General features: G+C 69.9%; 12 protein-coding genes. 1 reads left to right on the top strand and 11 read right to left on the bottom strand.

Features of this window, described 5'->3' with window-relative positions:
- Positions 1-114: 114 nt before the first annotated feature.
- Positions 115-1,311, top strand: a complete 1,197-nt coding sequence (locus BOQ54_RS00460; protein ID WP_055459451.1) for an amidohydrolase family protein — start codon at positions 115-117, stop codon at positions 1,309-1,311.
- A 36-nt stretch (positions 1,312-1,347) separates the two neighbouring features.
- Here BOQ54_RS00460 and BOQ54_RS00455 read toward each other — a convergent pair whose 3' ends face one another.
- The 11 genes from BOQ54_RS00455 to BOQ54_RS00405 form a co-directional block, all read right to left on the bottom strand.
- Positions 1,348-1,779 carry a MarR family winged helix-turn-helix transcriptional regulator gene (locus BOQ54_RS00455; RefSeq protein WP_055459450.1) on the bottom strand — a complete coding sequence of 144 codons (432 nt, stop codon included), beginning with the start codon at positions 1,777-1,779 and terminating at the stop codon, positions 1,348-1,350.
- Between the two features lie 37 nt (positions 1,780-1,816).
- Positions 1,817-2,521: an ABC transporter ATP-binding protein gene (locus BOQ54_RS00450; RefSeq protein WP_055459449.1), complete on the bottom strand. Its 705-nt coding sequence runs from the start codon at positions 2,519-2,521 to the stop codon at positions 1,817-1,819.
- Positions 2,518-3,291: an ABC transporter ATP-binding protein gene (locus BOQ54_RS00445; protein WP_055459448.1), complete on the bottom strand. Its 774-nt coding sequence runs from the start codon at positions 3,289-3,291 to the stop codon at positions 2,518-2,520. The genes BOQ54_RS00450 and BOQ54_RS00445 overlap by 4 nt, the downstream gene beginning before the upstream one ends.
- Complete coding sequence (locus tag BOQ54_RS00440; RefSeq protein WP_245280534.1) at positions 3,288-5,249, bottom strand: ABC transporter permease; 1,962 nt, start codon at positions 5,247-5,249, stop codon at positions 3,288-3,290. Before BOQ54_RS00440 ends, BOQ54_RS00445 begins: the two co-directional genes overlap by 4 nt.
- A gap of 250 nt (positions 5,250-5,499) precedes the next feature.
- Entirely contained in the window at positions 5,500-6,705 is a 1,206-nt protein-coding gene (locus tag BOQ54_RS00435; protein WP_071923042.1) for an ABC transporter substrate-binding protein, read from the bottom strand.
- Between the two features lie 48 nt (positions 6,706-6,753).
- Positions 6,754-7,338 (bottom strand): amino acid synthesis family protein, encoded by a 585-nt coding sequence (locus BOQ54_RS00430; protein WP_055459445.1) that lies wholly within the window; start codon positions 7,336-7,338, stop codon positions 6,754-6,756.
- A complete protein-coding gene (locus BOQ54_RS00425) occupies positions 7,335-7,919 on the bottom strand; it encodes an amino acid synthesis family protein (protein WP_071923041.1) in 585 nt (194 codons plus the stop codon). The genes BOQ54_RS00430 and BOQ54_RS00425 overlap by 4 nt, the downstream gene beginning before the upstream one ends.
- Entirely contained in the window at positions 7,912-8,832 is a 921-nt protein-coding gene (locus tag BOQ54_RS00420; protein WP_071923040.1) for a UPF0280 family protein, read from the bottom strand. Before BOQ54_RS00420 ends, BOQ54_RS00425 begins: the two co-directional genes overlap by 8 nt.
- Positions 8,829-10,322, bottom strand: coding sequence for a 6-hydroxynicotinate reductase (locus tag BOQ54_RS00415; protein ID WP_071923039.1), 1,494 nt, complete (start codon positions 10,320-10,322; stop codon positions 8,829-8,831). The genes BOQ54_RS00420 and BOQ54_RS00415 overlap by 4 nt, the downstream gene beginning before the upstream one ends.
- A 1-nt stretch (position 10,323) precedes the next feature.
- Positions 10,324-13,113, bottom strand: a complete 2,790-nt coding sequence (locus BOQ54_RS00410) for a molybdopterin-dependent oxidoreductase (RefSeq protein ID WP_071923038.1) — start codon at positions 13,111-13,113, stop codon at positions 10,324-10,326.
- Between the two features lies 1 nt (position 13,114).
- Complete coding sequence (locus tag BOQ54_RS00405; RefSeq protein WP_055459440.1) at positions 13,115-13,966, bottom strand: FAD binding domain-containing protein; 852 nt, start codon at positions 13,964-13,966, stop codon at positions 13,115-13,117.
- Positions 13,967-14,170 lie beyond the last annotated feature (204 nt).

Below are 14,170 nucleotides of genomic sequence, written 5' to 3'. Positions count from 1 at the left end.
CTCGCCTCTAGATTGTTTGTATACTAACAAATTACCGCATCTGATCCGGCTTGTCAATCGGGTCGTGACGCGGGCGGCGAGAGGCTGGTCGAAGCAACGGGAGAGAGGGAACCTATGGCGCACGACGCGGTACAGCAGGGCGGGAAGGGCAAGCTCGTCATTCGCAACATCGGCCTGATTCTGAGCGGCGATCTCGAGCGGCCGATCCTCGACGGCGACACGGTGGTCGCGATCGACGGCCGGATCGCCGCCGTCGGCCGCGAGAAGGACGTCGACACCGACGGCGCGAGCGAGGTCATCGACGCCAACGGCACGGTGCTGACACCGGGCCTCATCGACAGCCACGTCCATCCCGTCGCCGGCGACTGGACGCCGCGCCAGCAGCAGCTCAACTGGATCGACAGCAATCTGCACGGCGGCGTCACCACCATGATCTCGGCCGGCGAGGTGCACACGCCGGGCCGACCGCGCGACGTCGTCGGGCTCAAGGCCATGGCGATCTACGCCCAGCGCACCTTCTCCGCCTTCCGCCCGAGCGGCGTGAAGATCCACGCCGGCGCACCCTGCATCGAGCCGGACATGACGGAACAGGATTTCAAGGACCTGGCCGACGCGGGCGTCAAGCTGCTCGGCGAGGTTGGCCTCGGCGGCGTCAAGGACGGGCCGACGGCGCGCAAGATGGTGGCCTGGGCGCGCAAGTACGGCATCCAGTCGACCATCCACACCGGCGGGCCGTCCATCCCCGGCTCCGGCCTCATCGACAAGGACGTGGTGCTGGAGGCGGACACGGATGTCGTCGGCCACATCAACGGCGGCCACACGGCCCTGCCGGACGACCAGATCCGCTGCATCTGCGAGGGCTGCAAGCGCGGCCTCGAGCTGGTGCACAACGGCAACGAGCGGGCCGCGCTCTACACCCTGCGCATCGCGCGCGAGATGGGCGACCTCAACCGCGTCATCCTCGGGACGGATGCGCCGGCAGGCTCCGGCGTGCAGCCGCTCGGCATCCTGCGCATGGTCTCGCTGCTCTCCTCGCTCGGCGACGTGCCAGCAGAGGTGGCCTTCTGCTTCGCCACCGGCAACACGGCGCGCATGCGCCAGCTCGACTGCGGCCTGGTCGAGGTCGGCCGCGCGGCCGATTTCGTGCTGATGGACAAGGCCCAGCACTCGGCGGGCAAGGACCTGCTCGAGTCCGTGCGCCTCGGCGACCTGCCGGGCATCGGCATGACCATCATCGACGGCATCGTGCGCACGCAGCGCAGCCGCAACACCCCGCCGGCGACGCGCATGCCGGAGATCGTGGCCCGATAGGGCGCACGCGTTTCCGGCCGCGGGGCCGGAAGCGCGTCAGAGCATCTTCTGCAGCAGGGCGATCAGCGTCGCGCGTTCCGCGGCGCTCAGTTCCTTCAGCGTTTCCTCGGAGATGGCGGCGGCCCGGGGCAGGCAGCGTGCGACGGTCGCCTCGCCCTCCGGCGTCAGGGCCACGAGCAGGCGCCGGCCATCGTCGGGGTCGGGGCTCGTCCCGGTCAGGCCGCGCTTCGTCAGCCGGTCGACGACGCCCTTGATGGTGGCGGCGTCCATGGCCGTCTGCCGGCCGAGGAGGTTCTGCGACAGCGGGCCGGCCTGGTGGAGCTTGGCGAGCGCCGCCCATTGGGTCGGAGTCAGGTCCTCGCCCATCATGGTCATGAAGATGGTCGTGTGGCGCTGGCTCACCTGGCGCAGGATGAAGCCGATCTGCTCGTCGAGAACATAGGCTGGCATCGAAACGGCTGAGGTCATCGATACTCCGGTCCGGGCGGCGATCTCTCGCCGCCTATCACACTGCAAGATAAGCGTCACGAATGTCGGGGCTCTCCTCGAGCTCGCGAATCGTGCCGCCGAAGCGGATGCGCCCGCTTTCGATGATATAGGCCCTGTCCGAGATCAGCCGCGCGAAATGCAGGTTCTGCTCCGACAGGACGATGCTGAGGCCCTCGTTCTTCATGGCGAGGATGGCGTTCGCCATCTCTTCGACGATCTTGGGGGCGAGCCCCTCCGACGGCTCGTCGAGGAGGACGAGGGAAGGGTTGCCCATCAGCGTGCGGGCGATGGTCAGCATCTGCTGCTCGCCGCCGCTCATGCGTCCGCCAAGGCGCCCCCGCATCTCGCCGAGATTGGGAAAGAGCGCATAGAGCTTCTCCGGCGTCCAGCGGGGGGCGCCCGTCCGCTCCGGCTGCTCGCCGACCATGAGGTTCTCCTCGACCGTCAGCTCGGTGAAGATGCGCCGGTCCTCGGGCACGTAGCCGAGGCCGCGGCGCACGATCTCGTGCGTCGGGCGCGCCGTGATGTCCTCGCCCTCGAAGAGGATGCGCCCCTCGCGCCGGGCGACGAGCCCGACGATGGAGCGGAAGGTGGTGGACTTTCCGGCACCGTTGCGGCCGAGCAGAGCCACCACCTCTCCGGCGCCGACATTGATGTCGACGTCGAAGAGGATATGGGCGGGCCCGTAGAAGCTGTTGAGCTGGTGGACTTCGAGTTTCATGCCGCGGCCTCTCCGCCGTAGACGCTGCCTTCGCCGAGATACACGGCCTTGACGTCCGGGTTGTTGCGCACCTCCGCCGGCGTGCCGCCCGCAATGAGGCTGCCGCGGTTCAGCACCATGATCCGGTCGGCATGCTCGAAGACCACGTCCATGTCGTGCTCGGTGAAGAGCACGCCGATCGACTGCTCGCGCGCGATCGTCGCGGTAAGGCGCATCAGCGCGACCCGCTCCCTCGGTGCCATGCCGGCCGTTGGCTCGTCCATCAGGAGGAGCTTCGGCTCATTCACGAGGGCGATGGCGAGTTCGAGGCGCTTCAGGTCGCCGTACGCGAGCTCGCCGCACGGTCGCTCCGCGAGGTCGCGCATGCCGACGAGTCCGAGCAGCCGGTCGGCCTCGGCGCGGTGGCGCGCGCCAGCAAAGCCGAACAGGCGACCGAGCTCGCGGTGGTGCGAGAGCAGCGCGACCTGCACGTTCTCGCGCACGGTCATCGAGGGATAGGTGGCGGTGATCTGGAAGGTGCGGCCGACGCCGAGGCGCCAGATCTCGCGCGGACGCAGGCCCGTCGTGTCGCGGCCAAGGATCTTCACCGAGCCCGTATCGCGGCCGATCTGGCCGTTGAGCATGTTGAAGCACGTGCTCTTGCCGGCGCCGTTGGGGCCGATGAGGGCGAGGATCTCGCCGGCGGCGAGGGTGAAGGAAACGCCTCTGACCGCATGCACGCCGCCATAGGACTTCGACAGCTTCTCGACTTCGAGGATGGGCGCGCTCATCGTGCGGCCTCCATCTTGGGGGCGGCGATCGGGGCGGCGCCGCTGCCGGAGGTCGCAGCGGGCGCCTTGGCGGGTGCCTTGGCGGGTGTGGTCCGCGCCGCGGCGCCGCCGTCGTCGGCCTTGGCGCGGCGGCGGGCCAGGAGGTCCTCCGCGAAGCCGACGATGCCCTTGGGGAAGGCGACGACGAGCAGCACGATGATGGCGCCGAGCACGAGCTTCGACAGGTCCGTCTGGCTGACGAGCCAGATGGCGAGCGCCTTGTAGACGATGGCGCCGACGACGGCCCCCGACACCGTCTCGATGCCGCCGAGCAGCACCATGACGAGGCCGTCGACCGACATCGGGATGGCGAGGTTGTCCGGGAAGACGCTGCCCTTCAGGAAGGCGAAGAGCGCCCCAGCGATGCCCGCGAACGTTCCGGCGATGACGAAGGCGGCCCACTGCACGCGCGAGCGGTCGATGCCGATCGCCTCCGAGCGCAGGGCGGAATCGCGCGTTGCCCTGAGCGCGTAGCCGAAGGGCGAGAAGACGAGTACGCGCAGCGCCACGATGCCGGCGACGGAGACGGCGAGGGCGAGCCAGTAGAAGGCGGCGGGGCTAGCGGCCCAGCTCGCCGGCCACACGCCGAGGATGCCGTTGTCGCCGCCGGTGACCTCGACCCACTGGAAGGCGACGGACCAGGCGATCTGCGCGAAGGCGAGCGTCAGCATGGCAAAATAGACACCCGACAGGCGCACGCAGAACCAGCCGAAGAGGATGGCGCCGGCCACCCCGAGCAGCGGCCCGAGCAGGAGCGAGCCGATCATCGGCATGCCGAACATGGTGGTGGCGAAGGCCGCGCCATAGGCGCCGAGGCCGAAATAGGCCGCATGGCCGAAGGAGGCGAGGCCGCCGACCGTCATCAGGAAGTGCAGGCTCGCCGCGAAGAGGGCGAAGACGGCGATCTCGGCCAGCACCGTCAGCGCGTAGTCGCCGGTGACGAAGGGCGCAAAACCCGCGGCGACGACGACGGCGAGCATGACGAGGCGCTGGTTCTGGCTCATCGGCTGCCACGGGCGGATGCTGAGCCCGGCCGGCTGGCGCGCCGGCCCTTCGGGGCGCCCGAGCAGGCCCCATGGCCGCACGATGAGCACGCAGGCCATGACGAGGAAGACGAGGACGATCGAGATCTTGGGGAAGATCAGGATGCCGAAGGCGTTGAGTTCCGAGACGAGCACGGCGGCGATGAAGGCGCCGAGCACGCTGCCGAGGCCGCCGATGACGACGACGACGAAGACCTCGACGATGATCGAAAGGTCCATGAGATGGGTGACGGCGTTGCGCGGGATCTGCAGCGCGCCGCCGAGGCCGGCGAGGAAGATCCCGAGCGCGAAGACCGAGGTGAACAGCCAGGTCTGGTTGACACCGAGGGCCGCCACCATGTCGCGGTCCTGTGTCGCCGCGCGCACGAGCACGCCCCAGCGCGTGCGGTGGAAGAGGATCCACAGGCCGCCGAGAACGAGCGGGCCGAGCACGATGAGGAAGAGGTCGTAGGTGGGCACCGCGAGACCGAGGATATCGACGGCGCCGCGCAGGCCCGGCGCCCGCGGGCCTACGAGGTCCTCCGGCCCCCAGATCATGACGACGAGGTCCTGCACCATCAGCGTCACGCCGAAGGTGGCGAGCAGCTGGAACAGCTCCGGCGCGCGATAGATGCGGCGCAGCAGCACGATCTCCAGCAGCGCGCCGACGGCCGCGACGACGAGGGCCGCGGCGACGATGCCGCCCCAGAAGCCGAAGAAGCCCTCGAAGCGCTCCGTGAGCGTATAGGCCACATAGGCGCCGAGCATGTAGAAGGCGCCGTGGGCGAAGTTCACGATGCGCGTGACGCCGAAGATGATCGACAGGCCGGACGCGACGAGGAACAGGGAGGCCGCGCTGGCGAGGCCTGTCAGGAACTGGACGACGATGAATTCCACGGACGCGACCCTCTGGTTCTGGTCAGCCCCGGCGTCATGCGCCAGGTTCGGGCGGTAGCTTGCACGAACGTGAGCGACAGTGCCCCGGTCCCTCGCCGCCCTGTGTGGGAGGGCGGGAAAGGGTGCGCTGCAAGGGCTGCTGCCCGGGGCGGAGCGTCGGTCGTACCGCCCTCCGCCCCTGCCCCCGAGCGCGAGGGGAACAGCCGCTCTCGTTACGGCAGCGGCGCTCCCCGAGGCCTCAGCCGCAACTTCATCCCTGCGGCCGGAGCCGCTTCACGTCCTCTTCGGACGGCAGGTAGTTCGCGCCGTCGCGATAGACGGAATCGACCATCACGCCCTTGCCGTCGCGCACATCGGTCTTGCCGACATAGGCGCCGAGCGTCGACTGGTGGTCGGTCGCCCGGAAGACGATCTTGCCGAAGGGCGTGTCGACCTCGACGCCCTTGGCGGCGGCGACGAGCTTGTCGGTCTCCGTCGAGCCGGCCTTGGCGAGGACGGCCGCGACCGCCTTCATCGTGCCGTAGCCGACGATGGAGCCAAGGCGTGGATAATCGTTGAACTTCGCCTGGTAGGCCTTGAGGAAGGCGTCGTGTTCCGGCGTCTTGATGTCGTACCAGGGGTAGCCGGTGACGATCCAGCCCTTGGGAGTCTCGTCCTTGAGCGGGTCGAGATATTCCGGTTCGCCGGTGAGGAAGCTGACGACCGAACGGTCCTTGAAGAGACCGCGGGTGTTACCCTCGCGCACGAATTTCACCAGGTCGGCGCCGAAAGTGACGTTGAGGATGGCTTCGGGTTTCGACGCGAGCAGGGCCTGCGCCACCGCGCCGGCGTCGATCTTGCCTTGCGGCGGCCACTGCTCGTCCACCCATTCGATGTCCGGGCGGGCCTTCGAGAGAAGCTCCTTGAACACGGCGACGGCCGACTGGCCGTATTCGTAGTTCGGCGCCACCGTCGCCCAGCGCTTGGCCGGCAGCTTGGCCGCCTCTTCGGCCAGCATCGCCGCCTGCATGTAGTTGGAGGGACGCAGGCGGAAGGTGTAGTCGTTGCCCTTGGACCAGGTGATGGCGTCCGTCAGCGGCTCGGCCGCCATGAAGAACACCTGCTTCTGCTTGGCGAAATCGGCCACGGCCAGGCCGATGTGCGAGAAGAAGGTGCCGGTGATGAGCGCCACGCCCTCGCGCGAGACGAGCTCGTTGGCAGCCGTCACGGCCTCGGCCGGCTTGCCGGCGTCGTCCTTGGAAATGACGATGAGCTTCTTGCCGTCGACGCCGCCCTTGGCATTGATCTCCTCGATGGCGAGCTGCCAGCCCTTGCGGTAGGGCTCGGTGAAGGCCGGCAGGGCCGAATAGCTGTTGATCTCGCCGATCTTGATCTCGCCCTGGGCTCGGGCGACGCCGGTGGCCGCGACAATGGCCAGGGCTGCAAAGGCTACCGATTTTCGCAATCTCGTCCGCATGTGCTCTCTCCCGTTGTCGTCCGCGCCCGTCCCCTCTGGTCTGGACCGTCAGCGCAAGCCGTCCTCACCCTTGATCTCTTGTTTCGTCAGCCCGCCGACGCGCGGCAGCGGTCGGCCGGAATCGGTGACGGCGACCGCCACCAGGATTTCGCCGGCCCGCGGCGCGTCATTGAGGCTCACCTCCATGCCGTCGAAGTGGCTGCGCACATAGGCGGCATCCTTGTGGCCGAGCGGGATGTCGAGCACCGCGCCCGGCCCGCCTCGCTTCTTCGACGAAGGAATGAGGGCCGCACCCTTGCCCAGCACCTTGCGCACGGGCGTGCCCATGCGCGGGTGCAGGATGGCGGCGGCGTGCTCCAGTTCCCCGTTCTCGCCGACGAGAGCGGCCTTACCGTAGCTCTCGGCCGCAGTCCCCTCGATGCCCAGCGCCGCGACGGCCTTCTCCGCCAGGAGACCGCCGAGCTCCTCGCCGATGTCCATGAGCTCGCCGAGGTCCTCGACATAGCGCCCGGCAAAGGGGTTCTCGATCACGGCGACAGCCGCGGCCTTTCGGGTCGGCGGGCTCACCAGCCGGCCCATCTCGGTGTGGGTTTCCTCGACGAATGTCGCGATCTTGCGGATCTTCGCCTTCATCTCAGGCCGTCCTCTCCCTTGATCTCGCTCGCCTTCAGCCCGCCGACGCGGGCGTGGATGCGCGGCCCCGTCGTCATGACGAGAATGACCGCCATCTCGTCGGCGCGCGGGGAATCGGGGATGCCCACCTCCATGGCGTCGAAATGGCTGCGCACATAGGAGGCGTTGATATGCGTGACCGGCACGTCGAGGCGCGCGCCCGGCCCGCCGACCTTCTTTGTCGAGGGCACGATGGCCTTGGCATCGCCCAGGGCCTCGCGCATGGCATAGCCGCCGGGCACGTGCCACAGCGCGCCGTGCTCCAATTCGCCCGCGGCGCCGACGATGGCGCCCTTGCCGTAGCCCTCGATCGCCGCGACGTCGCCGCCGAGGGCGGCGATGAGGTCCCGCGCCATGGCGAGGCCGAGGGGCTTCAGGTCGTCCATGAAGCCGGCGATGTCCTCGACATGGCGGCCGGCGAAGGGATTGGCGATCACGGCGACGATGGCGCCGCGCTTGAGGGGCCTTGCGGCCGGCTGGCCGCCCTCGTGGAAGATCTCCTCCACCGTGATCAGGCGCTTGCGGACATCGACGTCAGGCATGGATCGGGCCCGTCTCCCGGAAAGTGTCAGCCAGCCGCGGCGCGGGCGCCGCGACGGTGGGTGCGGCCGGCAGCGAGCCTACCGTTCGCGTGTGACCTTGCAAATGCAATGCCGCGGCAACGATCAGTCCGCGGTGGAGAAGCGCCTGCGCGAAGCCGCAGCCGGCGTCGAGCGCCGCCGCGATGTCGATGGCGTCGAGGCAGCGCACGGCGCGCGTCACCGGGCGCTCGCCGAGGTCGCTCTCCGGCGCGAGGGCCGAGGCGGGCACGCGCATGACGGCGGGATGGCCCGGCAGGTCGACGGCGTTGGCGATCATGGTTGCGGCCGCATCCGCCGCCGCCGCGTCGCGGGCGAGCACGGTGACCGCGTCGGCGATGCCCAGCGAGAAGCTGCGCCCGTGCCGGCCGCTCGTCGCGATGCCTCGTACGCCATGCGCGGCGGTGAGGCTGAGGGTGCCGAAGAGGCCCGGCTCGTCCGGCCTGTCGACCATGCCGATGGAGAAGGTGCTGCTCGCGCTAAGATGGAGCGCGATGTCGCCGCCGTTGTTGACATAGGCCTTGTCGAGCCGTGCCACGGTGAGCATGGCGGCGAGGACCTCGTCCGCATCGGCGCCGGCAACGGCCGCCATGGGCGTGATGAAGCCAGCCCCCGCATAGGGCATGACGGCTCCCTGCATGCGCCGCGCGACGGTGCCGGCGAGCGGCGGATCGCCGGGGCGCGCCTGCCGCCGCAGGGCCGGCAGTTCGGCGCACAGCTCGTCGAGCAGGGTCGCGAAGCGCCGCGCGGCCGCCTCGTAGGCGCGCGCCACCTCGCCCGCTTCGCCGAAGGCCTCGATGACGAGGTCGATCGGGCCGTGCTGCAGGTGCAGCCGGCGTCCGTCGGGCAGCATGCGGGCGGTGGCGGCGTCTCTCATCCGTGCGACCTTTTCGCCTTCTGCGGCGATAGCGGCCACGGATTGTCCAGGCGGTGCGGGACCTGCCGGCGCGCCTCGCCCGGCTCGAGCGACGAGACCGGCCGGACCTCGCCCATATGGCCGCCGAGCGCCTCGTAGTCGCTCAGCCGCATGGTGAACTCGATGGGCGCGACGAGGGCCGGTGTCGGCACGTAGCCGAAGGCGTTCTCCGGCACGCGCGTCACGTCCACCATGAAGGTGATGCCGCCGCCAGGCCAGACATAGACCGGAGCGCCGCCGCAGGTGACATAGGTGAGCGCGTCCTTGACGGAGAGGGTGAGGCGAACTGGGTTCTCGGTGACGCCGGCGCGCAGCGAGCCGCCGGCCCCGCCCATGAAGAGCACGGTGCACAGGGCGGGCTCGCAGTTCTCCTTGATGCGCTCGACCGACTGGCTGAGCGCCTCGGGCAGCGCGCGCTCGACCGGCGTGAGCGCCTCGTCGAGCTCGTAATAGGCATGGTGCTCGCCGGTGGTGGAGACCATGAGGAGCCGGAGGCCCGGTCGCGCCACCTTGGGATCGAAGGGGCCGAGGATCGACAGGGGATCGGAGATGTTGGTGCCGCCCCAGCCCGTGCCCGGCTCCGCCACCTGGAAGTAGCGGCCCGGGGTCGAGCGCCGGCCCTTCATCTTGATGCCGGTCTCGGGGATGTCGAGCAGCTTGCCGGCCTGGTGCTCGGAGAGAACGCCGGTGATGTGATCGTCGACTACCACCACCTCGTCGACCTTGCCGTGCCACTGCTTGGCGAACATGCCGATGGTGGCCGAGCCGCAGCCGACGCGCATGCGCTCCTCAGCGACGCCGTTGACGATCGGCGGCTTGCCGGCCTGAACGACGACGGTGGCGCCGTCGTCGATGGTCATTTCCACCGCCTTGCCGTTACACAGGTCGAGCAGCGCGTCGCAGGTGACGCGGCCCTCCTTCTTCGAGCCGCCGGTCAGGTGATGCACGCCGCCGAGCGACAGCATCTGCGAGCCGTATTCGCCGGTGGTGACGTGGCCGACGGCCTCACCCTCGACGCGCACGGTCGCCTGCTCCGGGCCGAGGTGGCGGTCGGTGTCGATCTTCACCTTGACGCCGCAATAGCTGAAGATGCCTTCGGTGACGACCGTCACCATGTCCACTCCGTCCACCTCGGACGAGACGATGAAGGGCGCGGGCTTGTAGTCGGGATAGGTGGTGCCGGCGCCGATGGCGGTAACGAAGGTCTCCTCCCCCTGGACGATGGTGCCGTCCCATTCGCCCCTGTTGAAGGGCACCACGTTGCCGCCCTGGGCGAGCGTACGCTCCAGCACGACGTGCGGGTCGACGCGGACCAACTCGCCCTCGTGGTTGGCGTAGCGGTCGCAGGCACCGGTCATGCCCGGCTTGATGTAGCACATCACGGGGCAGGCATCACAGCGGATCTTGTCGTCCCTGGCCGCGCCCGGGGCGGCCGCCTGGTCGTTCTGCATGTCAGCCTCGTACGCTTCTGGCGGCGAGAATCGCGGCGCGCACCCGGTCGGGCGTTGCCGGCACGCGGCGGATGCGCACACCGGCGGCGTCGTGAATGGCGTTGAGGATGGCCGGGGCGGTCGGGATCAGCGCCTGTTCGCCGATGCCCTTGGCGCCGAAGGGACCGATGGGCGAGGCATCCTCGATGAGAATGGACTCGACCGGCGGCATGTCCCCGGCCGAGGGGACGAGATAGTCGTGCAGGTTCTCCCCCTTGCCAGGGAAGAACTCCTCCATGAGGGCGAGGCCGAGGCCCTGCGCGGCGCCGCCCTCGATCTGTCCCTCGACGAGGGTCGGGTTGATGGCGCGGCCGACGTCGTGCGCCGCGGTGATCTTGAGGGCCTTCACCGTGCCGAGCGCGGTGTCAACCTCGACCTCCACCATATGGGCGCCGAAGCCGTAGACGGCGTAGGGGATGCCCTGGCCGTCGGCATCGAGCGGGCTCGTCGGCGGGTCGAAGGTGGCTTCGCCGGTCAGCAGGTAGCCGTGCTCGTCGGCCGGCAGATCGGCCAGGGCGATGGCGCGCTCGTGGCCGCCGTCGCGCACGGTGACCGTATCGTCGGCGAAAGTGACCGTCGCGCCCTCGCCGGCATTGGCGAGGCGCAGGATGGCGGCGCGCAGCGCGCGGCCCGCGAGTTCGGCGGCCTTGCCGGTCACGAAGGTCTGGCGCGAGGCGGAGGTCTTGCCGCAGTCGGGCGTCAGATCCGTGTCGGCCGAGACGAGGTCGAAGCGGGCAATCGGCGCGCCGAGCGCGTCGGCGCAGATCTGGGTGATGACGGTGTTGGAGCCCTGGCCGATGTCGACCGCGCCCTGATGCAGCCCGATGCGCCCGTCGCGCTTGAGGCCGACGCGGATGGTGGAGGGGTTGGGCAACGAGGTGTTGCCGCAGCCGTACCACATGCCGGCGACGCCGACGCCGCGGCGCAGCCGGCCGTCGTCCTTGCGCTCGCTCGTCGCATTGAAGGCGGCCGCCTCGGCCCGCGCGCGCTGCCAGTGCGGCACGAGGGCTTCGAAACAGGCGCGGATGCCGACGCCTTCGCCGAGCACCTGGCCGGTCACGGTCGGCTGGTCGGCGCGCAGCGCGTTGCGCAGGCGAAATTCCAGCCGGTCCATGCCGATCCTGTCGGCGAGCTCGTCGTAGAGTTGCTCCTGCGCGATGCTCGCCTGCGGCACGCCGAAGCCGCGGAACGCGCCGGCGGGCACCAGGTGCGTGTGCACGGCGCGCGTCAACGCCCGGTAATGCGGCACGTAATAGGGACCGGAGGCGTGCACCGGCACGCGGTTTGCCACCGTCGGGCCCCAGGAGGAATAAGCGCCGGTGTTGAAGTCGCCGTGGAAATCGAGTCCGACGAGCCTGCCGTCCTTCATCGCGCCGGCCCGTGCCCGTATACGCGCCGGGTGGCGCTTCGTGGTCGTCATGATCGACTCGGGGCGCGTGTAGGTCATGCGCACCGGCCGGTCGAGGTGCCACGCGGCGACGGCGACGAAGGGCTGCACCGAGAGGTCGAGCTTGGAGCCGAAGCCGCCGCCGACGGCGGTCGGTATGATGCGCACGGCCTCGGGCGCGATGCCGAGCACCTTGGCGACGTCGTCGCGGTCCATGTAGGGCGCCTGGGTGCAGGCCTGCACCTCGATGCGCTCGCCGACGCGGCGGGCAAAGCCGGCCTCCGGCTCGATATAGGCGTGCTCGACGAAGCCGGTTTCGAATTCGCCGTCGACAACCACGTCGGCCTTCTCGAGCGCGGCCTCGACATCGCCCCTGACGACGCGGCCGCCGACGAGGATGTTGCCCGCGCGGCCCGTGTGCACGAGCGGCGCGTCTTCCGAGAGCGCCGCATCGATCGTCGTATTGGCCGGCAGCTCCTGCCAGGTGACGGGGAAGTCGGACAGGTCGAGCGCGGCCATGGCCGCGGCCTCGCCGACGATGGCCGCCACAGCCTCGCCGCGGAAGCGCGCCTCCGTCTCGGCGAAGACCGGCTGGTCGGCGAAGGGCGGGATGACGCCGTAGCAGTTCTCGCCCGGCACGTCCTTCGCCGTGAAGACGCGCACGATGCCGGGATGGCGGGCGAGGAAGGCGTCGATGTCGCCGAAGGTGAAAGCGGCGCGGTGGTAGGGGCTGCGCACGGCCCGGAGGACGAGCGCATCGGCCGGCGCCTCGTCGGCGCCGAAGATGTCGGTGCCGCGCACCTTTTTCAGCCCGTCGAGACGGCGGATGCGGGCGCCGACGGCCTCGCCGCCCTCCGGCAGCACTTCGGCCCGCGCCTCGGCCGCCACGTCGAGGATGGCGGCGACGATCTTGCGATAGCCGGTGCAGCGGCAGAGCACGCCACCGATGGCGTCGAGCACCTCGACCTCGCCCGGCCGTTCGTTGCGGGCGAGCAGCGCGACGGCGGCGACCAGCATGCCCGGCGTGCAGATGCCGCACTGGGCGGCGCCGTGGCGTAGAAAGGCTTCCTCGAGGCGCCCTGCGACGGGGTGGTCGGTCGGCAGGCCTTCGACAGTAGTGACGCTGCAGCCCTCGACCTGCCCGGCGGCGACGAGACAGGAGCAGACGGCCTCGCCGTCGACGAGCACGGAGCAGGCGCCGCAGTCGCCGGCGTCGCAGCCGACCTTGGTGCCCGTGAGGCCGAGGTCGTCGCGCAGCACCCTGGAGAGGCGCGCGGCGGGCGAGGCGGTGACCTCGACCGTCCGGCCGTTCACGGTGAGGGCGAGGCCGGCGTGGCTCTCGGTTGCGGCAACCCGGTCGAGCATGTCAGGCGGCCTCCTTGGCCGCATCGCGCACGCAGGCTTCGAGCGCGCGGGCGACGAGCGTCTCGGCCGCATCCGCGCGGTAGGCACCGGTGGCGCGCACGTCGTCAATGGGGGAAAGGGGGGCAAGATGCGCGGCCGCGACGGCCGTGCCGATACCGGCCGCGGCCGGCTTGCCGATGAGCGCCGCTTCCAGCGCCGGCAGGCGCTGGGCCACGGCCGAGCAGGAACCCACCGCGACGCGCGCCGCGTCGATGCGGCCCGTCTCGTCGGTGCGCAGCATGGCCGCGACCATGACGATGGAGATGACGAGATAGCGCCGCGCGCCGAGCTTGAGGAAGACGGAGCGGGCATCCGTCATGGCATGGGGCACGAGCACCGCCGTGACGATCTCGTCCTCGCGCCGCTCCGTGCGGCGATAGCCCGAGATGAAGGCGGCGAGCGGCAGGCGACGGATGCCGGCGCGGGAGGCGAGCTCGACCTCGGCATCGAGCGCGATCAGCGGCGGCACGCCGTCGGCGGCGGGCGAGGCGTTGCAGAGATTGCCGGCGATCGTGCCGCGGTTCTGGATCTGGATGGAGCCGACCTCGCGTGCAGCGGCCTTCAGGGCGTCGAAGCCGCGCGGCAGGTCTGCCCTCGCGACCTCGGTCCAGGTGGTTGCGGCGCCGATGCGCACATGGTCCGGCCCCATGCCGATGCCGCGCAGCTCCGGCAGCGCCGAGATGTCGAGGAAGGGGCGCGCCTGCGGCCGGTCGCCGAGGGCCGGAAAGACATCCGTGCCGCCGGCCAGGACTTGCGCGCCCGTTGTCGCGAGCGCGCCGAGCGCTTCGTCGAGGGTCCGCGGACGGAGGTACATCGATGCCTCCCGAAACTGATGTTCACCCTCTGACGGCATCAGCAATGCCGATCAGTTTTTTGTTGGTATACAAATAATCTGCAACTGGATGAGCGGCACTGTCAAGCGGCAGCCGTCCCGCTTTTTCGGGCAAGGGCGAGGCGTGTCGCATGGCAACTGCCCAAAAGCGCGGCAGGCGCGGCCTGGGGCCCCCTGCACGTCGCT

Origin of the sequence: Chelatococcus daeguensis, from assembly GCF_001887265.1 — a bacterium.
In the GTDB taxonomy this organism is placed as follows: Bacteria; Pseudomonadota; Alphaproteobacteria; order Rhizobiales; family Beijerinckiaceae; genus Chelatococcus_A; species Chelatococcus_A sambhunathii.
The sequence above is the reverse complement of the archived record's forward strand: the minus strand, read 5'-3'. Positions and strand labels throughout refer to the sequence as shown.

What these genes read in the sequence shown, in the direction of transcription:
- BOQ54_RS00460 (WP_055459451.1), top strand. Translation starts at nt 115, where the DNA reads ATGGCGCACGACGCGGTACAGCAGGGCGGGAAGGGCAAGCTCGTCATT.
- BOQ54_RS00455 (WP_055459450.1), bottom strand. Translation starts at nt 1,779, where the DNA reads ATGACCTCAGCCGTTTCGATGCCAGCCTATGTTCTCGACGAGCAGATC.
- BOQ54_RS00450 (WP_055459449.1), bottom strand. Translation starts at nt 2,521, where the DNA reads ATGAAACTCGAAGTCCACCAGCTCAACAGCTTCTACGGGCCCGCCCAT.
- BOQ54_RS00445 (WP_055459448.1), bottom strand. Translation starts at nt 3,291, where the DNA reads ATGAGCGCGCCCATCCTCGAAGTCGAGAAGCTGTCGAAGTCCTATGGC.
- BOQ54_RS00435 (WP_071923042.1), bottom strand. Translation starts at nt 6,705, where the DNA reads ATGCGGACGAGATTGCGAAAATCGGTAGCCTTTGCAGCCCTGGCCATT.
- BOQ54_RS00430 (WP_055459445.1), bottom strand. Translation starts at nt 7,338, where the DNA reads ATGAAGGCGAAGATCCGCAAGATCGCGACATTCGTCGAGGAAACCCAC.
- BOQ54_RS00425 (WP_071923041.1), bottom strand. Translation starts at nt 7,919, where the DNA reads ATGCCTGACGTCGATGTCCGCAAGCGCCTGATCACGGTGGAGGAGATC.
- BOQ54_RS00420 (WP_071923040.1), bottom strand. Translation starts at nt 8,832, where the DNA reads ATGAGAGACGCCGCCACCGCCCGCATGCTGCCCGACGGACGCCGGCTG.
- BOQ54_RS00415 (WP_071923039.1), bottom strand. Translation starts at nt 10,322, where the DNA reads ATGCAGAACGACCAGGCGGCCGCCCCGGGCGCGGCCAGGGACGACAAG.
- BOQ54_RS00410 (WP_071923038.1), bottom strand. Translation starts at nt 13,113, where the DNA reads ATGCTCGACCGGGTTGCCGCAACCGAGAGCCACGCCGGCCTCGCCCTC.
- BOQ54_RS00405 (WP_055459440.1), bottom strand. Translation starts at nt 13,966, where the DNA reads ATGTACCTCCGTCCGCGGACCCTCGACGAAGCGCTCGGCGCGCTCGCG.